Annotated in this window: 16 protein-coding genes; 12 read left to right on the top strand and 4 right to left on the bottom strand. The window is 69.8% G+C overall.

Annotation, left to right across the window (positions count from 1 at the left end; translation table 11 throughout):
* Window position 1: 1 nt before the first annotated feature.
* Window positions 2-1,969 carry a M48 family metallopeptidase gene (locus tag H0B56_RS10270; protein ID WP_180892744.1) on the top strand — a complete coding sequence of 656 codons (1,968 nt, stop codon included), beginning with the start codon at window positions 2-4 and terminating at the stop codon, window positions 1,967-1,969.
* Between the two features lie 8 nt (window positions 1,970-1,977).
* Here the strand turns inward: H0B56_RS10270 and H0B56_RS10265 are convergent, their stop codons facing one another.
* Complete coding sequence (locus H0B56_RS10265; protein WP_180892743.1) at window positions 1,978-3,144, bottom strand: lycopene cyclase family protein; 1,167 nt, start codon at window positions 3,142-3,144, stop codon at window positions 1,978-1,980.
* Window positions 3,145-3,225: 81 nt separating this feature from the next.
* On the opposite strand from H0B56_RS10265, the gene H0B56_RS10260 reads away from it, so the two are divergent.
* From H0B56_RS10260 to H0B56_RS10230, 7 genes are all read left to right on the top strand, one after another.
* Window positions 3,226-4,794, top strand: a complete 1,569-nt coding sequence (locus tag H0B56_RS10260) for a deoxyguanosinetriphosphate triphosphohydrolase family protein (protein ID WP_180892742.1) — start codon at window positions 3,226-3,228, stop codon at window positions 4,792-4,794.
* The gene (locus H0B56_RS10255; RefSeq protein WP_180892741.1) at window positions 4,791-5,483 is read left to right on the top strand and encodes an acVLRF1 family peptidyl-tRNA hydrolase; all 693 of its coding nucleotides are present in this window, start codon (window positions 4,791-4,793) and stop codon (window positions 5,481-5,483) included. The genes H0B56_RS10260 and H0B56_RS10255 overlap by 4 nt, the downstream gene beginning before the upstream one ends.
* A gap of 180 nt (window positions 5,484-5,663) precedes the next feature.
* Window positions 5,664-7,292, top strand: a complete 1,629-nt coding sequence (locus H0B56_RS10250) for an ATP-binding cassette domain-containing protein (RefSeq protein WP_180892740.1) — start codon at window positions 5,664-5,666, stop codon at window positions 7,290-7,292.
* Window positions 7,293-7,533: 241 nt separating this feature from the next.
* The gene (locus H0B56_RS10245; RefSeq protein ID WP_089302697.1) at window positions 7,534-7,743 is read left to right on the top strand and encodes a helix-turn-helix domain-containing protein; all 210 of its coding nucleotides are present in this window, start codon (window positions 7,534-7,536) and stop codon (window positions 7,741-7,743) included.
* Window positions 7,744-8,231: 488 nt separating this feature from the next.
* Window positions 8,232-10,097: an ABC transporter ATP-binding protein gene (locus H0B56_RS10240; RefSeq protein WP_180892739.1), complete on the top strand. Its 1,866-nt coding sequence runs from the start codon at window positions 8,232-8,234 to the stop codon at window positions 10,095-10,097.
* A gap of 10 nt (window positions 10,098-10,107) precedes the next feature.
* Window positions 10,108-10,818 carry an alpha/beta hydrolase gene (locus tag H0B56_RS10235; RefSeq protein ID WP_343063839.1) on the top strand — a complete coding sequence of 237 codons (711 nt, stop codon included), beginning with the start codon at window positions 10,108-10,110 and terminating at the stop codon, window positions 10,816-10,818.
* Window positions 10,819-11,292: 474 nt separating this feature from the next.
* A complete protein-coding gene (locus tag H0B56_RS10230; RefSeq protein WP_246361022.1) occupies window positions 11,293-12,210 on the top strand; it encodes an LCP family protein in 918 nt (305 codons plus the stop codon).
* A 23-nt stretch (window positions 12,211-12,233) separates the two neighbouring features.
* On the opposite strand, the gene H0B56_RS10225 is transcribed toward H0B56_RS10230, so the two are convergent.
* From H0B56_RS10225 to H0B56_RS10215, 3 genes are all read right to left on the bottom strand, one after another.
* Window positions 12,234-12,689 (bottom strand): peroxiredoxin, encoded by a 456-nt coding sequence (locus H0B56_RS10225; RefSeq protein WP_180892737.1) that lies wholly within the window; start codon window positions 12,687-12,689, stop codon window positions 12,234-12,236.
* Window positions 12,690-12,745: 56 nt separating this feature from the next.
* A complete protein-coding gene (locus H0B56_RS10220; RefSeq protein ID WP_343063838.1) occupies window positions 12,746-14,617 on the bottom strand; it encodes an EAL domain-containing protein in 1,872 nt (623 codons plus the stop codon).
* A gap of 272 nt (window positions 14,618-14,889) precedes the next feature.
* Window positions 14,890-16,359, bottom strand: coding sequence for a cytochrome P450 (locus tag H0B56_RS10215; protein ID WP_180892736.1), 1,470 nt, complete (start codon window positions 16,357-16,359; stop codon window positions 14,890-14,892).
* Between the two features lie 159 nt (window positions 16,360-16,518).
* On the opposite strand from H0B56_RS10215, the gene H0B56_RS10210 reads away from it, so the two are divergent.
* From H0B56_RS10210 to H0B56_RS10200, 4 genes are read left to right on the top strand one after another with little or no spacing between them, the layout of a single operon-like run.
* A complete protein-coding gene (locus H0B56_RS10210; RefSeq protein ID WP_180892735.1) occupies window positions 16,519-17,310 on the top strand; it encodes a TIGR03084 family metal-binding protein in 792 nt (263 codons plus the stop codon).
* A complete protein-coding gene (locus tag H0B56_RS22800) occupies window positions 17,307-19,028 on the top strand; it encodes an acyclic terpene utilization AtuA family protein (protein WP_246361021.1) in 1,722 nt (573 codons plus the stop codon). The genes H0B56_RS10210 and H0B56_RS22800 overlap by 4 nt, the downstream gene beginning before the upstream one ends.
* On the top strand, window positions 19,025-20,170 hold the full coding sequence (locus H0B56_RS10205; protein ID WP_343063837.1) for an acyl-CoA dehydrogenase family protein: 1,146 nt from the start codon (window positions 19,025-19,027) through the stop codon (window positions 20,168-20,170). Before H0B56_RS22800 ends, H0B56_RS10205 begins: the two co-directional genes overlap by 4 nt.
* Window positions 20,167-21,765: an acyl-CoA carboxylase subunit beta gene (locus H0B56_RS10200; protein WP_180892733.1), complete on the top strand. Its 1,599-nt coding sequence runs from the start codon at window positions 20,167-20,169 to the stop codon at window positions 21,763-21,765. The genes H0B56_RS10205 and H0B56_RS10200 overlap by 4 nt, the downstream gene beginning before the upstream one ends.
* The last annotated feature ends 34 nt before the right edge of the window (window positions 21,766-21,799 follow it).

The raw sequence follows: 21,799 nt of genomic DNA, 5'->3' as shown, positions 1-21,799 counted from the left end.
GATGAACTTCTTCGAACGCCAGCACCAGGTGCGGCGGATCTCGCACCGGCTGGTGCTGCTCTTCCTGACCGCCGTGCTCGGCCTCGTCCTGCTGGTCAACCTGATCGCGCTGACCGCGTTCGACGTCTGGTCCGCACCGGCGGCGGACCTGTTCACCGCCATCATCGTCATCAGCGCGATCACGATCGCGATCATCGGCCTGACCTCGCTGGTTCGCATGGCCTCGCTCAAGAACGGCGGGGGTGGCGCGGTCGCGCGGAAGCTGGGAGGTGTCTACGTACCGGAGGACACCCGCGACCCGCAGCTACGCAGGCTGCGTAACGTGGTCGAGGAGATGGCCATCGCCTCCGGCGTCGGCGTACCCGAGGTGTACGTGCTCGCGCAGGAAGACGGGATCAATGCCTTCGCGGCAGGCTGGTCACCATCGGACTCGGCGGTGGCGGTCACGCGCGGCGCTCTCGAACGGTTGAACCGTGACGAGCTCCAGGGTGTCATCGCGCACGAGTTCAGCCACGTCATCAACGGGGACATGCGGCTGAACATCCGCCTGATGGGGGTGCTGTTCGGCATCATGGCCCTGGCCGTCGCCGCGCGGATCGGGCTGTACTCCGCTCGCGGGCGCAACGCCGCACCGATCCTGATGGTCGCGCTCGGTGCGCTGATCGTCGGGTACATCGGCGTGCTGATGGGCAGGCTGATCAAGGCGGCGGTGTCGCGGCAGCGGGAGTACCTCGCCGACGCCTCGGCCGTGCAGTACACCCGCCAGACCGAGGGCCTCACGGGTGCCCTCAAGAAGATCGGAGGCATCGACGAGGGGTCGAAGCTCCGGGACGGGCACGTCGAGGATGTCAGTCACATGCTCTTCGGTGAGGGCATGAACTTCTCCAACGCGTTCGCGACCCACCCGCCGCTGCACGAGCGCATCAAGACGCTCGACCCATCGTTCGACCCTGCGGAGCTCGACGAGCTCTCGAAGCGATGGTCCTCCACGCCACCGTCGGGAATGCAGGAGGACAAGGCGAAAGGGCTCGCGGAGGGCCTGGCATCCGGCGCCGCACCGGCAGAACAGGAACCGGGCGGGCAGGGGACACGCGCCGCACAAGGACACCAGGTCCCGGTGCAGTCGCGGGACGTCGTGGCCGGTGTCGGCTCCCCGGAAGCGGCGTCCTACCAGCAGGCGGGTGAGATCCTGCGACGCATTCCCGAAGAGCTGATGAACGGGGCGCGCGATCACGAACGGGTCGTCCCCGTCGTGTTCGGGCTGCTGTTCTCGGAGCAACAGGACGTGCGCACCCGGCAGTACCACGCGCTCGCGGGTAAGCACGGCCAGCAGATGGCCGACGCCGCCTGGAGCGAGGCGCAGGGCCTTGCCCAGCTGGATCCGGGGTTGCGGTTGCCGTTGCTCGAGGTCGCCTTCTCGGCACTGCGGAACCGGCACCGGAACGAGCTCAACCCGATCATGGACAGTGCCGCCGAGCTCATCGGTGCGGACGGCAGGCTGAGCATGTTCGAGTACTGCCTGGGCACCCTGCTGCACAGGGAGCTGTACGAGGCGATCCATCACAGCTCCCCGTGGCGCGCCCCGCGACGGCACACGCTCGCGGGCAACGCGGAGCCGATCGCGAAGCTGCTCGCCGTGCTGGCGCGCGCCGGGCAGGTCGATGACCAGGCGGCGGAGGCCGCATACCTCGCGGGCATGGCACGGCTGCTGCCGAACGCGCGGGTACCGTTCGGTCTGCCCGAGAAGGGGCTCGTCGAGCTCGACGCGAGCTGGCCCGCGCTGGACGGATTGGACAGCAGGGAGAAGCAGTACGTCGTGGCGAGCATGGTGGACGTCATCAGCCACGACGGCGTGGTCACTGTCGAGGAAGCCGAGCTGCTGCGCACGGTGTGCGCGCTGCTGCACTGCCCGCTTCCGCCGCTGGAAGGCGTGCACGGCCCCGGAACCGGCGGCGTGCCGACCACCTGACGGGTGCGCTACAGGAGGTGCCGCCGCAGACGCCGGGGTGCGGCGGCGAACACGGCGCGCATGGCCGCGACGGTGCCGAGCACATCCTCCCGCCCGGACAGGAACGCACGCTGGTGCTGCGCGGGGAGGTCGAAGAACAGCTCGAAGAACTCCGGTAGCGCGTCGGCCGGCATCGCCAGCAGGGCACGCATGCCCTTACGTCGCAGGGCGTGCACCGTCACGGCCGCCGGGGACCACACCTCGTTCCTGGCGACGCGGGCGGCGGGCCGGTGGCCGCGCCGCAGTCCGTCGGCGAGGGACGCCGCCACGCGCGGGGCGAGCTCGAGCGCGGTCGCCAGGTGGTAGCCGGTCGCCGGGTGTACCAACCCGGCTGCCACCCCGAACGGCACAACAGGGCGGGCTCGCGCCGCCGGTCCCGCACGACCGGTACCGAGATCCAGGGGGATGCGCACGAACTCCGTCGCGCGTGCCGCGGGGTTCAGGCCCGCCGCGGCCAGCCGGGTTCGCAGTCTCCGCTCCAGCAGGGGGTGGCTCAGGCCCGGCCGGTGCGCCAGGCACGTCTCTTCCAGCAGCACCCGGTTCCCCGGCAGTGGGAGCGCGTACAGGAAGCTGGCGGGCTCGCCTGCCAGCGGAGCGTGTGACCAGTCCATGAACAGCGCGGTGGAAGCTGCGTCGCCGACGACGGCGCCCGCTTCCTCGGTGGTCACGACGACACCGGTGGCCGTCTGCTCCGCGTGCGGGGCCCGTCGCGGCCACCGGCGTGGTAACCCATGGGCCGCCCCGGTGGCCTCGACCACGACGCGGGCACGCAGCGTGCCCCCTCCGGTGAGGTCGATCACGGTGCCGTGCCGGAGCGGGCGCAATGCGCGGGCGTACCCCGCGACCGTACGGACGTCGCTGTCGCGTAGCAGGTCACCGAGGCGCGTGTTGTCGAGCACCGTATAGCGGCGGGGGAGGTAGCGGGATCCGGGCGTGCGTACCCGCGTACGCGCGGGTGCCACGGCGACGGCGGGCAGGGCCCAGGTGGGTAACTCGTCGTGCCATGCGCCGTAGGTCGCCGGCCAGGAGCGGTGCGGGTCCTGGTCGACCAGCGCGGTCAGCAGGCCCGCGCGAGCGCAGGCGCGTGCCACCGCCCAGCCCGCTGGACCACCACCGAGCACCGCGACATCGAACACGCCCTCGAGGCTATGCCACCACTACCGGTCCGGGCTCGCGCGTGGCGGGGAAGCGAGGATTACGGTAGAGGGGTGAGTGGGATGACAAGCAGTACCGATGATGCCGCCGGAGGCCGGACGGCCCGCAGGGACGCGACGGCCGCCGCGGCCGAGAGCTCGAACGCGGCGTTTCGCACCGACCGGGACCGCATCGCCACATCCCCGTTCTTCGCCCGGCTCGGAGGCGTGACCCAGGTCGTCAGCACGACCGACTCGGGCCTGCTGCACAACAGGCTCACGCACAGCCTGAAGGTGGCACAGGTCGCGCGTGCGATCGCGGATCGGCTCACCGCCGACGCGAGCGACGCCGCGGTGGTCGACAAGCTCGGTGGATGCGACCCCGATGTGGTCGAGGCCGCCGCGCTTGCGCATGACCTGGGGCACCCGCCGTTCGGGCACCTCGGCGAGCAGGTGCTCGACGAGGTGGCGCGGGAACGTTTCGGGCTCACCGACGGGTTCGAGGGCAACGCGCAGACGTTCCGGATCCTCACCACGACGGACGTACGCGGCCCGACGGCCGTGGGGCTCGATCTGACCGCGGCGGTGCGGGCAGCGGTGCTGAAGTACCCGTGGGCGCGCCTCGGTGTGCCCCAGCCACACCCGTCCGCGATGGCGGTGCCGCCCCGCGGGGCCGGTGAGCCCGCCGAGGCTCCCGGCACCGGTTCGAGCAAGTACTCGGCCTACTTCACCGAGCTCGACGACGTCGCGCAGGCGCGCGAGCCGTTCCGGCGATACATCGAGCCGTGGCAACAGACGGTCGAGGCCTCGGTGATGGATACTGCCGACGACATCGCCTACGCCATCCACGATCTGCAGGACTTCCACCGCATCGGCGTGCTCCAGCAGGCGAGCGTGGCAGGGGAGCTGGAGCAGTGGACCCGGCACGCGCTCGAGCTGTCGACGGTGCCCGAGGAGAGGATGGCCACCCGGGACGGGCGCTCGGGGTACTCGCTGGAACGGCTCCGTCGCCGGTTGCACGCCAAGGACTCGTGGATCGTCGACGACGACGCCTTCGCGTACGCGGTAGCCAGGGTGCGCCGTGAGCTGGTCGACGGGTTACTCGCGGCCGTGTTCGACGGTTCGGTCGAGGCCGAGCAGGCGATCGCCGAGTTCTCGACGCGCTGGACCGAACGGCTGGTGGAGGGGATCGTCCTCACCGAGTCACCGTCCACCCGGTCGGGGCACGTGACGCTGCGCACCGAGCAGTGGCACGAGGTGCAGATCCTGAAGTGGGTACACAGCCGGTTCGTGTTGCTGCGTCCCGACCTGGCGCTGCACCAGCGAGGGCAGGCTTCGTTGCTGCGGAACCTGGTCCGCGAGCTGGACGAGTGGGTACGCGACGGCAGCGAGTGGTACCGCATCCCGCGCAGGTTGCACGACCTCGTCGAGCTGGCCACGACCGAGTACCAGCGCCTCGACAGGGACAGTCCCGAGCTGCTGCGACTCGCGCGCCCGGCAGGCGCGGGACACGAGTACGACATCCGGACGCTCGCGCGGGGCCGTGCGATCGTGGACTTCGTGGCGTCGCTGACGGACAAGCAGGGGGTCGCGCTGCTTGACTCGCTGTCCGGGCGGGCGCTGACTCCGTGGTCGGAGTCGTTCGTCCTGTGAAGGCACGCCAGGTCGCGGGCGGTGGCCGTGCGGTGGAGGTCCCACCGGAACGGTTGCGGCGGTGGTTCGACAACTTCGCGGCCCGAAACGGCGGGATCCGTGACACCCGGCGCACCCCGGAAGCGGTCACCGTCACCGGTGGAAACGGCACCACGGCGACGGCAACGGTGCCGTTCGCCCCGCTCCCGCCCCGCGTCGACGGGCACGCCTCGGTGCCCGGCCTCGCCGTGGACGAGCTCGTCGAGCATGCCTGCCGGGAGAGGCGTATCGGGTTGATCCTGGTCCGGGCCGGTGCGCACAGCGTCGGGATAGCCGATGGCGACTCCGTGGTGGCCTCGCGTACCGACCGTCATCACGTGCAGGGCCGTACCTCCGCGGGTGGCTGGTCCCAGCAGCGCTTCGCGCGCAGGCGGCAGGGGCAGGCGCGGCAGGCGTTGCGCAGGGCGGCCGACGATGTCGCGGAGGTCGTGCTCGCCGAGGTCGAGCGGCTGGACGCGGTGATTCTCGGCGGTGACCGGGCGGCGCTGGACGAGCTGCGGGCGGACTCCCGCCTGCGTCCGGCCCTCGAGCTGGTGCGGGGGGACGTGCTCGACGTGCCCGAGCCGCGGCGCCGGGTCCTTGACGAGGCCGCGGTGCGGGCCCGCGCGGTGGAGATCGTGATCACCGATCCCGACACCGCCCAGGGGTGAGCCTGCGCACGCCCCACCGCGACGAACCGTCGGCGATCCGTACACTGAGGTGATGGTCGTTCGCCTGGAATAATCCCTGACATAGGCACGGTACCCGCCTGAGGCTCCCCGAACGGGTCGTAGCTCCGGCGGCAACGTTATACCCACCCGACCACCGATCGTCAGCATACGGAGTCGCTTGTGATCACGGCTACCGGCCTTGAACTGCGCGCCGGTTCGCGCATCCTGCTCACCGACACGGCGTTACGCGTCCAGCCGGGGGACCGCATCGGTCTCGTCGGCCGCAACGGCGCGGGAAAGACGAGCACGCTGCGCGCGCTGGCTGGTGAGGGGCAACCGTATGCCGGTGAGATCACCCGGGCCACCGAGCTGGGATACCTGCCGCAGGACCCGCGAGAAGGCGACCTGTCGGTCACCGCGAACGACCGGGTTCTCTCCGCACGGGGCCTCGACGAGATCGCGCGGGAGATGGAGAAGTCGCAGGTCGCCATGGCAGAGCTTGCCGATGACACGGCGCGGGAACGCGCCGTGCGGACCTACGGCAGGCTGGAGGAACGGTTCGCCTCGCTCGGCGGTTACGCTGCCGAGAGCGAGGCGACCCGCATCTGCGTGAACCTCGGCCTCGAGCAGCGGGTGCTCGGCCAGCCCCTCGAGACGCTGTCCGGCGGGCAACGCAGGAGGGTTGAGCTGGCCAGGATCCTGTTCGCCGCGACAGAGGGCGGGCTCGGAGCCAAGTCGAACCGCATCCTGCTGCTGGACGAGCCGACCAACCACCTCGACGCCGACTCGATCAGCTGGTTGCGTGCCTTCCTCAAGGCCCACGAGGGTGGCCTCGTCGTGATCAGCCACGACGTCGACCTGCTCGACGAGGTCGTGAACAAGGTGTGGTTCCTGGACGCCCAGCGCGGCGAACTGGACGTCTACAACATGAGCTGGAGCCGCTACCTCGACGCCCGCGCGACGGACGAGAAGCGACGCAGGCGCGAGCGAGCCAACGCCGAGCGCAAGGCTTCGGCGCTGCAGCAGCAGGCCGCCAAGCTCGGCGCGAAGGCCACCAAGGCGGTCGCCGCGAAGAACATGGCGCGCAGGGCCGACGAGATGCTCGCGAACCTGGAGTCCGAGCGCACCAACGACAAGACGGCGTCGATCACGTTCCCCGCTCCCGCGCCGTGCGGGAAGACGCCGCTAAGCGCGGAAGGGCTGTCGAAGTCCTACGGCTCGCTGGAGATCTTCACAGGTGTCGACCTCGCGATCGACAAGGGTTCGAAAGTGGTGGTCCTCGGCCTCAACGGTGCGGGCAAGACCACGTTGCTCCGGCTGCTCGGCGGGTTGGAGCGACCCGACGCCGGCCGTACCGTGTCCGGGCACGGTTTGCGTATCGGGTACTACGCTCAGGAGCACGAGACCCTCGACCACTCGGCGAGCGTGTGGGAGAACATCCGGCACCTGGCCCCGGACACCGGTGAGCAGGAGCTACGAACCCTGCTCGGCACGTTCCTGTTCTCCGGCGAGCAACTGAACCAGCCTGCCGAGACGCTCTCCGGTGGGGAGAAGACACGTCTCGCACTCGCGGGCCTGGTCTCCAGCGCCGCGAACGTGCTGCTGCTCGACGAGCCGACGAACAACCTCGACCCGGCCAGCCGGGAGCAGGTTCTCGACGCGCTACGCAGCTACGCAGGCGCGGTCGTGCTCGTCACGCACGACCCCGGTGCCGTCGACGCGCTCGACCCGGAACGGGTGATCCTGCTGCCCGACGGCAACGAGGACTTCTGGTCCGAGGAGTACCGGGAACTGGTGGAGCTGGCATAGCACCACCGGACGACAGCCGGTCCGGCCGAGGCCACGCTGCCGGCTCTGGCCGGACCGCGGGTACACCCGCGGCTCCGTTCCGGCGGCGTGGTGGGTTCCACGGACGTGATTAGGCCGTCCGTGGGTGATCTTCCAGGGCATTTTCCTCTCCCGTCTGGCGTTCTGCGGCGCAGTGTTCGATCATTGCGACATAAGGGGCTGGCTGTGGCCCACACCACTCTCCGGTAGGAGGCGGGATATCGTGGCTGATCTGAAGAAGGGCGCGCGCATCACCGGTGACTCACGGGACAAGTTGGCGGCCGACCTGAAGAAGAAGTACGAGAAGGGCGAGAGCATCCGGAGCCTCGCGGAATCGACCGGGCGCTCCTACGGTTTCGTGCACCGGGTGCTCTGCGAGTCCGGTGTGCAGCTCCGCGGACGTGGCGGAGCTACCCGGACGAGGAAGAAGTAGCCCTGCCAGGCGTGCGGGCCGTGCCAGGGTGGCGGGCCGGTCCGCCACCAGGAATGTCCCGAGCAGTACCAGCGGCTACACCGCCCGGCTCGGCCGCATCGCCGGTGTGAGCACTGTGGCGACGCAGGGCCCGATGGCGGGGCGGGTCCGGCGGCACCGCGGCCGTTCGCCCGCGGGATCCGCAGATGACGCTCGATGGGGCGGGACGCCGTCCCGGGCGCGTACGTCCGTGTGACCGTGCGCGGACGCGTGTGCCTGACGTCCTGGCCTGCCGGCCGAACCGCCCGCGAGCCCGTCCGGCAGCGCCGGAACGCGTGCGCGCCGGCGCCCGGAGATCGGCGCCGGTGTGCGGGCGAGTCCCTGTCGCGCCCGTGCGGATCGGCCGGGTTGCGCCTTCCGGGAATCAATGCGACTCGATGATGCGTTAACCTGCTCAGGAAGCGCATAAACTTCGAGTATTGATTAACTTCGGAAGGTGTGCCGGGGCGATGGACAATACATGGTCACTGCTGAGTAGCACGATGCGCGGCGTCGACGCCCCGGCGCGACTCCGCACGGGCACGATCTCCCGGGTAGCCGGATTCTCCCGACCGTACTGGGCCCGCCTGTCGGTCTTCGGCGTCCTCACCGTGGTCGGGGCCGTGCTGGCGGTGAGTACCCCGTTACTGGCGGGCGAGGTCGTCAACACCATCGTGGACAGGCAAGACACCCGGATGGTCGTGATCCTGGCGCTGGTGATCGCGGCCGTGGCGTGTCTCGATGCGGCTGTCGGCCTCGCCGAGCGGTGGCAGTCCGCCCGGATCGGCGAAGGGCTGATCTACGACCTGCGCCGCGCGGTCTTCGAGCACGTCCAGCGCATGCCGGTCGCGTTCTTCCATCGCACCCGCACCGGTGCGCTGGTGAGCAGGCTGAACAACGACGTCATCGGCGCCCAGCGCACGTTCACCGCGACGCTGTCCGGACTGGTCACCAACTCCGTCCAGCTGATACTCGCCGTCGCGGTGATGGTCACGCTGTCCTGGCAGATCACCGCACTTGCCTTGGTACTGCTTCCGGTGTTCGTACTTCCCGCCCGCCGCATCGCCCGGCGGATGGCACACCTGCAACGCGAAGCCGCTCGGCTCAACTCCGGAATGACCACCCAGATGACGGAACGGTTCTCCGCGTCGGGTGCCACGCTGGTGAAGCTGCTCGGTGATCCGCACGCGGAGGCCGTCGAGTTCGGGCAGCATGCCGCACAGGTGCGCGATGTCGGGGTGCGCACCGCGATGCTGACCCGCTGGTTCATGACCACGCTGACGCTGGTCTCGGCGCTCGCGCTGGCCCTGGTGTACGGCCTGGGTGGCTGGCTGGCCCTCGGCGGTGCGCTGGACGCCGGGACCGTGGTCGCCATGGCCCTGCTCCTGACCCGTCTGTACACACCGCTGACGGCGCTGGCGAACCTGCGGGTGGACATCATGACCGCGCTGGTGTCCTTCGAGCGCATCTTCGAGGTGCTCGACCTCGAGCCGGCCATCACCGAACATCCGGACGCGCGGCGGATTCCCGCGGGTGAGGTGTCCGTGGAGCTGCGCGATGTACGGTTCGCCTACCCGCCTGCCGAGCACGTCTCGCTTGCCTCGCTCGAGGAGGTCGCCACGCTGGACTCCCGCGAAGGTGAGCAGGTCCTGAACGGCGTCGATTTCCGGGTGCAAGCCGGCCGGACGGTCGCGCTGGTCGGCGCCTCCGGAGCGGGCAAGTCCACGATCGCCTCGCTGGTACCGCGGCTGTACGACGTCGACACGGGCTCGGTGCGGCTTGCCGGGGTGGACGTGCGCGAGGTGAGCTTCGCCAGCCTGCGCGAGACGGTCGGCGTGGTCGCTCAGGACGGCCACCTCTTCCACGACACGATCCGGGAGAACCTCGCCTACGCGAGCAGGGACGCCACCGAGGAACAGATGTACGCCGCGCTCGACCGCGCGCGTCTCGGATCGCTGGTCGCCTCCCTTCCCGACGGGCTCGACACCGTCGTCGGGGATCGCGGGTACCGGCTCTCCGGAGGGGAACGGCAACGCCTGACGATAGCGCGGCTGCTGCTGGCGCAGCCACGCGTCGTCGTGCTCGACGAGGCGACGGCCCACCTCGACGCCGAGTCCGAGGCCGCGGTCGCCGCCGCGCTCGCTGACGCGCTCGACGGGCGGACGGCGCTGATCATCGCCCACCGGCTGTCGACCATCCGCTCCGCAGACCAGATCCTGGTCGTCGACGGCGGCACCATCGTCGAGCGTGGTACCCACCAGGAGCTCCTCGAAGCGGGTGGCCGGTACGCCGACCTCTACCGGACCCAGTTCGCGGAGACGGAGCCGGCCGCGTGAGGATGGCGAGGTGCATACCTGGCCCCGCGAAGTGATCCGCCGCCCCGGACTGTCCGTGCTGCCCGCCCGTGGCCCGACCAGAGGGGTGGTGATGGTCCTGCACGGCGGAGCGCAACACGGCGTGCGCGAGGTACGGCCCTGGTCACCGCCGTTCCTGCGGATGGCCCATCTTGCCGGTGTGGTGTGGCGTGCGGTCGCCGGGCAGGGCATCGAGGTGTGGTTGCTCCGCAACCGGGTGCGCGGTTGGAACGCACCCCGGCTGGATCCGGTGCACGACGGTCGTATGGCTATGGCGCGACTGCGTGCGCTGCGTCCCGGGGTACCCGTCGCGCTGGTCGGCCATTCCATGGGCGGACGGGTCGCCTTCCGCCTCGCGGACGACCCGGCGGTCACCGCGGTGTGCGGCCTCGCGCCCTGGACTACCGAGAAGGACTGGACGGGCCAGCTGGAGTCGGTCCGGACGGTACTCGTTCACGGCAGCGAGGACAGCGTGACCAGCCCGGAGAGCTCGTACGCGTTCGCCGAGCGGGCCTGTGCGGGTAGCGAGGTGCTGCGGTTCCTCGTGGTCGGGGAGGAGCATCGTATGCTGCGCCGCCCCGGCGTCTGGAGCCACGTCGTTCGGGCGTTCGCCAGGGACGCTTTCGCGGTGGGCCACCCGGACGGCGTCCTCGAACGAGCCAGGTCGTACCCGGCCGCCCGCCGACTCGAGATCGCGCTGTAGGCACCGCCGGCTGCGCGTCCGGCACGAACACCGCAGGCGCCCGCGCGGGGGCGCCGCGCTCGGTGCGACCGTACGGTGGGATTATGTGCGTCACATTCGTGGGTGTCCGCCGTCGCCCGTACCGGTGCCAAGCCGCCGCCGAGGAGGTAGGTGTGGACGTGGCCGGATGGGCCGCCCACGCGCACGGGAAGCGGCCGCACGGAAGGGACCGTGATGAGTTTTCGCGGAGGCGATGACCGGAGGGCGGATCGTGGTGCGCCACGCACCCAGCCCGGCTGGCAGGGGGGTGGCCGGCGCGGGCAGCGACGCGAACACCAGCCGACCCAGATGATGCCGCTACCCGGGCGCGGGTCCGCTCGGGCGGCAGGCGGTCGGGGGCGGGGCCGCGAGCAGCCGCCATCCCAGCCGCCGCACCGCCCCACGGTGCGGCCGAAGCGGATGCGCAAGCGGCGCAGGCGCCCGGGACGTGTGCTGATGAGCGTGTTCCTTGTGCTGCTGCTGGCGCTCGTCGCGGCGTGGGTCTACGTGGACTTCTCGCTCGACCGCGTCGAGGCCGTCAACGACTACGAGGGCAGGCCCGCCGCCGCATCGGGTACGAACTGGCTCATCGTGGGGTCGGACAGCCGGGAAGGGCTCGATCCGGAGGACCAGCAGCGCCTGTCGACCGGCGACAGCGGCGGCAGGGTGGCCGACACCATCATGGTGGCGCACCTGCCGGACAACGACACCCGGCCGACCCTCATGAGCGTGCCACGGGACCTGCGGCTGGCCATTCCCGGTCACGGGTCCGGGCGGGTGAACTCGGCCTACTCCCTCGGTGGTGCGCCGACCCTGGTCCGCACCGTCGAACAGGCCACCGGCCTGCGCATCGATCACTACGCCGAGATCGGCCTCGCGGGGTTCGAGGACATCGTGGACGCGATCGGTGGCGTGGAGTTGAACATCGAGTCCGATATGCACGACACCCGGACGGGACGGACTGTCGAGGCAGGTAATCGCAAGCTCAGTGGCGAGGAGGCGCTGCACTTCGTGCGCATGCGTCACAGCGACGCCACGCCACGTTCCGACCTGGACAGGGTCGCCAACCAGCGCCGCTTCATCGGCGCGCTCGCCGACCAGGCTGCCAGCCCCGCGACGGTACTCAACCCGTTCCGGCTGATACCCCTGCTTTCCGCCGGACCGGACGCGCTCACAGTGGACGACAGCGACCGGCTGCACCACCTCGTCCGGCTGGCATGGTCCATGCGCGGCATCTCGGATGACTCCGTGGTGACCACGACGGTTCCGGTGGCATCGGCTGCGGCGTCCGCGATGGACGAGGCGCGGGCACAGCAGATGTTCGACGCCTTACGGACGGACCAGCCGGTCCCCGAGGAGCTGGTCTTCGAGTAGCGTGCCGCGCGGCGTGCGTGCCGTCACGAGGACCTGCTCCGCAGGGCCGCCAACGCCTTCTCGGCGTGCACGCTCATCCGGACCTCGCTCTTGATGACCTCGAGGACCCGGCGGTCGGTGTCGATGACGAACGTCTGGCGTTTGGTCAGCAGCGGACCGAACCGCCGCCGTACCCCGAACCGCGCGGCGACCTCGCCGTCCGGATCGGACAGCAGGGGGTAGTCGAAACGGTGCTTGTCGGCGAACGTCGCCTGCTTGTCGACCGGATCGGGGCTGATACCGACACGCTGGGCGTCGAGCTGTGCGAACTCGGCGGCCATGTCCCGGAAGTGACAGCTCTCCGCGGTGCATCCGGGTGTCATAGCGGCGGGGTAGAAGAACAACACGACCGGGCCCGCCGCCACGAGCCCGGACAGGCTCCGCTCGGCGCCGGTATGGTCCGCGAGGGTGAAGTCGGGGGCGATCTCTGCGACCTTCATGCGGACAATCCTGCCTACCGTGCTCGGTGTGAGCCAGGGGGACCGGGACGGTCCCGTCACCAACCCCCGGTCCGGGCGACCTCGCTCGCCGAGCCGGTGAGCAATGTCTCGATCCGCTCCGCCGACGCGGACTCCAGGTAGAACGGTCCGCGCGCGGCTATCACGCCCAGTTCGCCGAGCTTGCGCGCCTGTTCGGCGGTGCGCACACCTTCGGCTCCGGCCCGGACACCGAGCTCGGCCGCGGTGGCGAGAAGGTGGTCGATATGCCGGACCGCCGAGCGGGGCTCGTCGTCGGTCCGGCGCCCCAGCCCCTCGATGATGGAGCCGACGAGGACGACGTAGCTGACCGGCAGCGAGTGTCTGTGGATCACTTCGAGGTCGGCCACCGACGAGACCTCCAGCACCAGCTGGGCACCCAGCTCGCGCAGCACACCGAGCGAGTCGAGCACCTCGCCGCGCGGGTCGCGCACGGTGTCGGCCGCGGCGCACAGCCGGAGCGACTGCGGAGGGACACCGGTGTTCTCGAGATCGCGCTTGACCATTCCCACCAGGTCGTGGTCGATGGCCAGGCGGGTGGGAAGCCGGAGGCACAGGTCGGGAACCGTGCCGTCGTCGCCGATGCTCTCGCGCCAGCGCGCGTGCGTGGACAGTGCCTCGGTCAGCATCCACCGCCCGATCGGCAGGGTCATCCCGGTAGCGTCGGCCATGGGCAGGAATTCCTCGCTCGGCAGCCGTCCCCATTCCGGGTGGTCCCACTGCAGCATCGCGTTGACCACGGGCAGGGCACCGCTGCCGTCCAATTTGACGGTCGGCTGGTACACCAGCTCGAACTCGCCGTTCTCCAGGGCGCCTGCCAGCGACGCCGCCATGCGATAGCGGTCGCGGTCGGCAGCGTCGGCATCGTGCTCGAACAGCACCCACTGGGCCCGGCCGCGCTCCTTCGCGCGGTGCAGTGTGGTCTCGCCCTTACGTTTGAGGTCGCGCGCCTGCCCTTCCCCGGTGCCCTGGACCACGATCCCTGCGCTGGCGTTGACGCCGACCGCTTCACCACCGATGTAGATGGGCTCGCTCAGCTCGTTCAACGCGCCGCTGACCTGCTCGATCACCTCGTTCGTGGTCAGCTCACCGCGCACGAGGACACCGAAGCCGTCCCCCGTCAGGCGTGCGACGAAAGTGTCGGGGGTGCTGAACGTGTCTGTGAGCTTGCCTGCGACGGCACGCAGCAGCGCATCGCCGACCTCGGAGCCGAGCCCGTCGTTGATCACCCGGAACCCGTCGAGGTCGAAGAAGACCAGCGCGATGCGCGAGCGCGAGGGGTCGGCCAGCCACGCTTCCAGGTGGTTCTCGAAGCTGCCGGCGTTGGGCAACCCGGTCAGCGGGTCGTGCACGTTCTGGTGCAGCAACCGCTCGCCGAGGGAGTGCTCCTGGTTGACGTCCTGGACCATCGCCACCGGGTACTCGCGGTCGGTGGTGTCGGCGGGCAGCGTGGTCAGGGTGACGACGGTGCGATGCTCCTCGTCCGTGCTGTGCCGGAAGTCGACGTGCAGCTGCCGGGGCTCGCCACCGTGCTGGACGTCGGCCAGGTGCTCCCGCAGGAGCTGGGCGCCGTCGGCTGTCGTCACGAGGTCGGGAAGGCACTGCCCACGCAGCTGCTCCGGTGAGTCGCCGAGGACGGTGGCGAGCGCCGCGTTGGCCTCGGCGATCGTGCCGGACTCGTCCGTCAGTGCGATGCCTACCGGCGCGTGAGCGTAGATGCGGGCGAACCGCTCCACCGCGGCGGTGTGCGCGGTCCGCAGGTCCTCGCGCGCCTCGGCGACGATCTGGCCGATCATCCGCTCGGCCTCGTCCCGCTCGAGATCGACGCCCCGAGTGTGCGTCAACGCCTCCGACCATCGTCGCGTGAGCTCGGCCTCACTATGGTCGTCCACGGTTCACCTCTCTGGTCACCTCTCTGGCCATGGCTTCGGCCCCGAACCGTCGTGCACTCGCGGCAGCGGCCGCCGCGATCGTCCCCGACTCACTTGACCGCACTACTTGGTCCAGCAGTGACCTTGCCAAACGACCACGAACAGGTGGGGATGTCTACCGGCCAAATGAGTGACGCGAGCGACACTCACGGATACATAACGTTATCAACATGTACACCGGTTCGCGACGCTCCCACAGGGGAAAGGAGCAGGCAGGACGGCCGATTGCCGTGTCACGCGCGGGTGCGGTCCGTAACTGCGCGTAGCCGGACCGGGAGACCATCGACAGGCACCGGCAGGGCGACATAGTCCCAACGGGCAAGGTAGTCCTGCGGAAGTGACCACGTGTAATGCATCAGGAGCTCGTGCAGCAAGGCTTTGACCTCGATGGTGCCGAAATGCATGCCGATGCATTTATGTGCCCCACCGCCGAACGGAATCCAGGCGAACCGGTGCGACTTGTCCTCACGCCTGCCCGGAGAGAAACGCTCCGGGTCGAACGTCATCGGGTCGGTCCAGCACTCCGGGGTGAAGTGGTTGACGGCAGGCGAGACGCCGATGAGGGTGCCTTGCGGGATGTAGTGGCCGAGCACCTCGGTATCGGTCAGCGCCTTGCGGGGCAGGCTGGGTACCGGCGCCACCATGCGCAAGGACTCCTTGATGACGAGGTCCAGGGTGTGCAGCGACTCGAGGGCCTCCAGATCGGGGGAGCCCGTACCGAGCGCGCGGGACTCCTCCCTGGCACGCTCCTGCCAGTCGGGGTGCGTACCGAGGTAGTAGGCGGCCGCTGTACTGGTGATGGTCGAGGTGTCGTGCGCCGCCATCATCAGGAAGATCATGTGGTTGATGACGTCCTCGTCGCTGAACCGCTCGCCATCGGAGTCCGTGGCGTGGCACAGCGCCGAGAACAGGTCACTGCCGGAGCCGGCGCGCTTGTCGGCGAGCCGCTCGGCGAAGAACCGTTCCAGCACCTTCCTGCCGCTCAGTCCCGCCGACCACCGGCCGCCGGGTACCGGATGCCGGATGAGGGCGGTACCCCCGCGCACCGTGTCCACGAACGCCCTGTTGAGCTCGTCGGCACGCTCCCCAGGCGGCATGTCCATGAACACGCGAGCGGCTATATCCAGCGTGAGCTGCTTGAGCGCCCAGTACAGCCGCATCGTACTGCCGGTCGGCCACTGCCGGATGCCCTCGCGCGCGACCCGGGTCATCTCCTCGGTGTAGGCGGCAAGGCGATCTCGGGTGAACGCCTCCTGCATGATCCTGCGGTGCATGCGGTGCTCGCCGAAGTCCAGCAGCATCAAGCCGCGGTGGAAGAACCGCTCGATGAAGAAGTTCCAGCCCTGCTGGGAGAACACCTTGTCCTTGTTGATCAGGGCGGTCTGGGTGGCATCCGGGCCCGCGAGCGCCACCATGCGTTGCCCGAACATGCCCATCCAGGACACCGGCCCGTAGCGCTCGTAACGGCGGAGGGCGAAGTCGGGGCCGAAGCGCATCGCGGTGAGGCTGTGCCCGACGAACGGTGGACCGAAGTCACCTGGCACCGCGGTCAGCCCGCTGCCCGGCGGGGGATCGGCCAGCGGCTCGCTCCGCCCGCGTGGCGCGAGCCACCGGGCATCGACCGCACGGGGCAGGGGCACTGCGGTCAGCGGCGGCACCCGTCCGCGCACGGCATCGGTAGCCTTGCTGAGCGCGGTCCCCATGACCCCTCACCTCCCGGTGCCGATCACACGGCTACTGTCCCGCCGCAATTGACAGTACGTCAAGAGTGTCCGCGCGGACTCACCCGAATAAACAAGCACTCATGCTTGCTTTTTTCTGGTGCCGATGCCATGCTTCCGGCATCGCCGAAGGAGACGTGCATGGTTCAGCTGGTGGAACTACTCGACGACCTCGATGCCGAGGGCGCCGACCTGGATACTCTGGTCGCCGAACTGCCGGCAGGGAAGTGGCGGTTGCCGACTCCCGCACCAGGGTGGACGATCGCACACCAGATCGCCCACCTCGCCTGGACCGATGAAGTGGCGCTGCTGGCGGCAACCCGGCCGGAAGCGTTCCGGTCCGAGCTGGACCTGGCGGCGAACGATCCGGAGGGCTTCGTGGACACGGCCGCGGAACGGGGAGCGGGCAAGGACGTGACGGAACTGCTCGCGACATGGCGCACCGGGCGGTCGCGGCTGCGCAGCGCGCTCGCGGAGCTGCAAGAGGGGACCAAGCTCCCGTGGTTCGGCCCGCCGATGAAGCCCGCATCCATGGCGACCGCGCGGCTGATGGAAACCTGGGCGCACGGTCAGGACGTCGCGGACGCGCTCGGCGTGGTGCGGACCGGCACGGAACGACTGCGGCACGTCGCCCACATCGGGGTCCGTACCCGTGACTTCGCCTACCTCGCGCACTCGTTGCAGCCCCCCGCCGAGGAATTCCGCGTGGAGCTCGAGGGGCCCACGGGCCGGCAGTGGACATGGGGACCCGAGGATGCGCGCCAGCGGGTGACCGGCAGCGCACTGGAGTTCTGCCTTGTGGTGACGCAGCGGCGGCACCCGGACGACACCGCGCTCACCGCCGAGGGAGACGAGGCCGGTCGCTGGCTGGGAATCGCACAGGCATTCGCGGGACCACCCGGTCGGGGACGGAAGGCTGGGCAGTTCGCATGATCCGGATCGGGAACGCATCGGGCTTCTACGGAGACCGGTTCGACGCGGTGCGCGAGATGCTCGCCGGTGGGCAGCTCGACGTGCTCACCGGTGACTACCTTGCCGAGCTGACCATGCTCATCCTGGGGCGGGATCTGCTCAAGGACCCATCCAGGGGTTACGCGAGGACGTTCCTGCGCCAGATGCGTGAGAACCTCGCTCTCGCCAAGCAGGCCGGGGTGGCGATCGTGGCCAACGCCGGGGGGCTGAACCCGGCAGGGCTGGCCACCGCGCTGCGTGAGCTGGCCGAGGAGCTCGAGGTTCCGCTGTCCGTCGCGCACGTCGAAGGCGATGACCTGCGAGAGCGGGCGCAGGACCTGGGTCTGGCCGTGCACACGGCTGACGGGCGTGAGCTGGCCCCGTTGACCGCCAATGCCTACCTCGGTGCCTGGGGCATCGCCGAGGCACTCGGCGCGGGCGCCGACATCGTCGTCACCGGCCGGGTCACCGACGCCTCGCTGGTGGTCGGACCCGCGGCAGCACACTTCGGCTGGCGGCGAACCGACTACGACGCGCTCGCCGGAGCTGTCGTGGCCGGGCACGTGATCGAGTGCGGGGCGCAGGCCACGGGGGGCAACCTGGCGTTCTTCACCGAAATAGGCGACATGACCCGGCCGGGCTTTCCGATCGCGGAGGTCGACAGCGACGGGTCCAGCGTGATCACCAAACACCCCGGGACCGGCGGTGCCGTCACCGTGGACAGTGTGACCGCGCAGCTGCTCTACGAGATCGCGGGCCCCAGCTACGCCGGTCCCGATGTCACGGCCCGGTTCGACACGATCGAACTGCACGCCGAGGACGTCGACCGGGTCCGGATCAGCGGGGTACGCGGGCAGGAGCCCCCTGCCCGCCTCAAGGTCGGGCTCAACGCCCTCGGCGGATACCGCAACCAGGTCACTTTCGTGCTCACCGGCCTGGATATCGAGGCCAAGGCCGAGCTCGTGCAACGGCAGCTGGTGGCGGCGCTCGACACCGCACCGAGCGAGCTGCGCTGGTCACTGGCGCGCACGGACAGCACCGACGCCGATACCGAGGAGGGCGCCAGCGCACTGCTGCACTGCGTGGTCAAGGACAGCGACCCCGCCGTCGTGGGGCGGGCCTTCAGCGGTGCGGCCATCGAGCTGGCCCTGGCGAGCTATCCGGGTTTCCACGTGACAGCGCCCCCGGCCGACGCGACCCCGTACGGGGCGTACGGCACGACCTTCGTCGGCGCGGCCGAGGTGCCGCACGTGGCCGTGCTACCGGACGGCGAGCGCGTGGACATCGCGCCCGCACCCGAGACCCGTGAGGTCGCCGAGCCGGACGAGCCCGCGTCACCGGAACCGGCCGGGTCGGCCGGGTCCGGCACGACACGTACGGCGCCGCTGGGACGGATCGCCGGGGCACGCAGCGGGGACAAGGGGGGAACCGCGAACCTGGGTGTCTGGGTTCGCGGCGCCGAGGCATGGCGGTGGTTGGTGCACACGCTGACCGTGGACGAGCTCAAGCGGCTTCTGCCGGAGACAGCCGACCTACCGGTCCGCCGGTACGTCCTGCCGAACATGCTCGCCGTGAACTTCGTGATCGACGGCATTCTCGGGGACGGTGTGGCATCGCAGGCCCGTTTCGATCCCCAGGCGAAGGCTCTCGGCGAGTGGTTGCGATCGCGGCATGTCGAGATACCCGAGGAGTTGCTGTGAACGAGTTCGAGACCGACGAGCGCCGCGCCCTGCGCGATACGGTGCGCCGCTTCACCGAGCGCGAGGTGCTGCCCTTCGCCGGGGCGTGGGAGCGCGACGGCGAGCTGCCGCGCGAGCTGCATCGCAAGGCAGCCGAACTCGGCCTGCTCGGGGTGGCCTTCCCGGAGTCGGCGGGCGGCGGCGGGGGAGACATCATCGACTCCCTCGTGGTGACCGAGGAGATGCTCTATGCCGGAGCTCCGGGTGGTGTGATCGCATCGCTGTTCACCAACGGCATCGCCCTGCCGCACATCGTCGCCGCCGACGATCCCGGACAGCTGGACCGCTGGGTACGCCCCACGCTGGCAGGTGAGGCCATCGGCGCGCTTGCCATCACCGAGCCGGACGGCGGGTCGGATGTGGCCGGGCTGCGGACCACGGCCAAGCGGGACGGCGCGGACTACGTGGTCAACGGTGCCAAGACGTTCATCACCTCAGGCACGAGGGCCGACTTCGTCACCACCGCCGTGCGCACGGGTGAGCCGGGCGCGCACGGCATCTCGCTGCTGGTGATCGAACGAGACACCCCTGGCTTCACGGTCAGCCGCAAGCTGGACAAGATGGGCTGGCAGTGCTCGGACACAGCCGAGCTGACGTTCACCGACTGCCGGGTGCCGGCGGCGAACCTGGTCGGCGAGGAGAACACCGGATTCGTCCAGATCGCGCAGAACTTCGTCGGCGAGCGCCTCGGGCTCGCGGTACAGGCTTACGCCGCTGCGCAGCGCGCGCTCGACCTGACCGTGCAGTGGTGCCGCGACCGCGAGACGTTCGGGCGCCCGCTGGTCTCCCGGCAGCTCGTGCAGCACACCCTCACCGAGATGGCGCGGCGAGTGGACGTGGCGCGCACCTATACCCGCGATGTGGCCGTGCGTCACGCCGCGGGCGAGGACATGATCGCCCAGGTGGCCTTCGCCAAGAACACCGCGGTCTCCGCCGGTGAGTGGGTCGTCCACGAGGCGGTGCAGCTGCACGGCGGGCTCGGCTACATGCGCGAGGCCGAGGTCGAACGGCAGTACCGCGACATGCGCATTCTCGGCATCGGCGGAGGAACCAACGAGATCATGACATCCCTTGCCGCGAACCGATTGGGATTCACATCATGACCGTACTCAAATCCATGGTGGACACCTCGGCCGAGGAGTTCGTCACCAACCGGGACGCGATGCTGTCCAAGCTGGACGAGGTCGAGGGCGAGCACGCCAAGGCCATCGAGGGTGGCGGCGCGAAGTACGTCGCCAGGCACAAGGAGCGGGGCAAGCTGCTCGCCAGGGAACGCATCGAGCTGCTGATCGACGAGGACTCGCCGTTCCTCGAGCTGTCCCCGCTGGCGGCATGGGGCTCCGAGTACCGGGTCGGCGGCAGCGTCGTGGTCGGGATCGGTGTGGTGGAAGGCGTGGAGTGCATGCTCATCGCCAACGACCCCACCGTGAAGGGCGGCGCGACGAACCCGTGGGGCCTGAAGAAGAGCCTGCGCGCCGCCGAGATCGCCGAACGCAACCGCCTGCCCGTGATCCACCTGGTCGAGTCGGGTGGGGCGGACCTGCCCGCGCAGAAGGAGATCTTCATCCCGGGCGGCAGGACGTTCCACAACCTGACGCGTTCCTCGGCCCAGCGGGTGCCGACCGTGTCGCTGGTGTTCGGCAGCTCCACGGCCGGTGGTGCGTACCTGCCGGGGATGTCGGACTACGTCGTGATGGTCGCCGAGCAGGCCAAGGTCTTCCTCGGTGGACCACCGCTGGTCAAGATGGCCACCGGGGAGGAGTCCGACGACGAGTCGCTCGGCGGCGCGGAGATGCACGCACGGTCCTCGGGGCTCGCCGACTTCCTCGCCGTCGACGAGGAGGACGCGATCCGTATCGGGCGCAGTATCGTCCGGCGGTTCAACTGGGACAAGCTCGGGCCCGCGCCCCGGGGTGAGTACACCGAGCCGCACTACGACCCCGAGGAGCTCCTCGGGGTGGTACCGAACGACCTCAAGGTGCCCTTCGACCCGAAGGAAGTCATCGCCCGCGTGGTCGACGGTTCCGACTTCGACGAGTTCAAGCCACTGTACGGAAACAGCCTCGTCACCGGTTGGGCCGATATCCACGGCTACCCCGTCGGGATCCTCGCCAACGCGCGCGGGGTCCTGTTCAGCGAGGAGTCCCAGAAGGCCACCCAGTTCATCCAGCTCGCCAACCAGACGGACACACCGCTGGTGTTCCTGCACAACACCACCGGCTACATGGTCGGCAAGGAGTACGAGCAGCTCGGCATCATCAAGCACGGCGCGATGATGATCAACGCGGTGTCGAACTCCACCGTCCCGCACATCTCCGTGCTGATGGGCGCGTCGTACGGGGCAGGCCACTACGGCATGTGCGGCCGCGCGTACGACCCGCGCTTCCTGTTCGCCTGGCCGAGCGCGAAGTCCGCGGTGATGGGACCGCAGCAACTGGCGGGTGTGCTGTCCATCGTGGCCAGAGAGTCCGCGGCGAGCCGAGGCGAGGCCTACGACGAGGACAACGACGCGGCCATGCGCCAGGCGGTCGAGCAACAGATCGAGGCGGAGTCCCTGCCGATGTTCCTGTCCGGGATGCTCTACGACGACGGCATCATCGATCCGCGGGACACCAGGACCGTGCTCGGTATGAGCCTGTCGTCGATCCACAACGCCGAGGTGCGGGGGACGGACCGGTTCGGCGTCTTCAGGATGTGAGGGGCGTATGACACACCCAGCGTTCGGCTTACCG

Source organism: Haloechinothrix aidingensis, assembly GCF_013450155.1.
GTDB classification, from domain to species: Bacteria; Actinomycetota; Actinomycetes; order Mycobacteriales; family Pseudonocardiaceae; genus Haloechinothrix; species Haloechinothrix aidingensis.
The sequence above is the reverse complement of the archived record's forward strand: the minus strand, read 5'-3'. Positions and strand labels throughout refer to the sequence as shown.

Coding starts and splice junctions, on each gene's coding strand:
- H0B56_RS10270 (WP_180892744.1), top strand. CDS start 2: ATGAACTTCTTCGAACGCCAGCACCAGGTGCGGCGGATCTCGCACCGG.
- H0B56_RS10260 (WP_180892742.1), top strand. CDS start 3,226: ATGACAAGCAGTACCGATGATGCCGCCGGAGGCCGGACGGCCCGCAGG.
- H0B56_RS10240 (WP_180892739.1), top strand. CDS start 8,232: ATGGACAATACATGGTCACTGCTGAGTAGCACGATGCGCGGCGTCGAC.
- H0B56_RS10230 (WP_246361022.1), top strand. CDS start 11,293: ATGAGCGTGTTCCTTGTGCTGCTGCTGGCGCTCGTCGCGGCGTGGGTC.
- H0B56_RS10225 (WP_180892737.1), bottom strand. CDS start 12,689: ATGAAGGTCGCAGAGATCGCCCCCGACTTCACCCTCGCGGACCATACC.
- H0B56_RS10215 (WP_180892736.1), bottom strand. CDS start 16,359: ATGGGGACCGCGCTCAGCAAGGCTACCGATGCCGTGCGCGGACGGGTG.
- H0B56_RS10210 (WP_180892735.1), top strand. CDS start 16,519: ATGGTTCAGCTGGTGGAACTACTCGACGACCTCGATGCCGAGGGCGCC.
- H0B56_RS22800 (WP_246361021.1), top strand. CDS start 17,307: ATGATCCGGATCGGGAACGCATCGGGCTTCTACGGAGACCGGTTCGAC.
- H0B56_RS10200 (WP_180892733.1), top strand. CDS start 20,167: ATGACCGTACTCAAATCCATGGTGGACACCTCGGCCGAGGAGTTCGTC.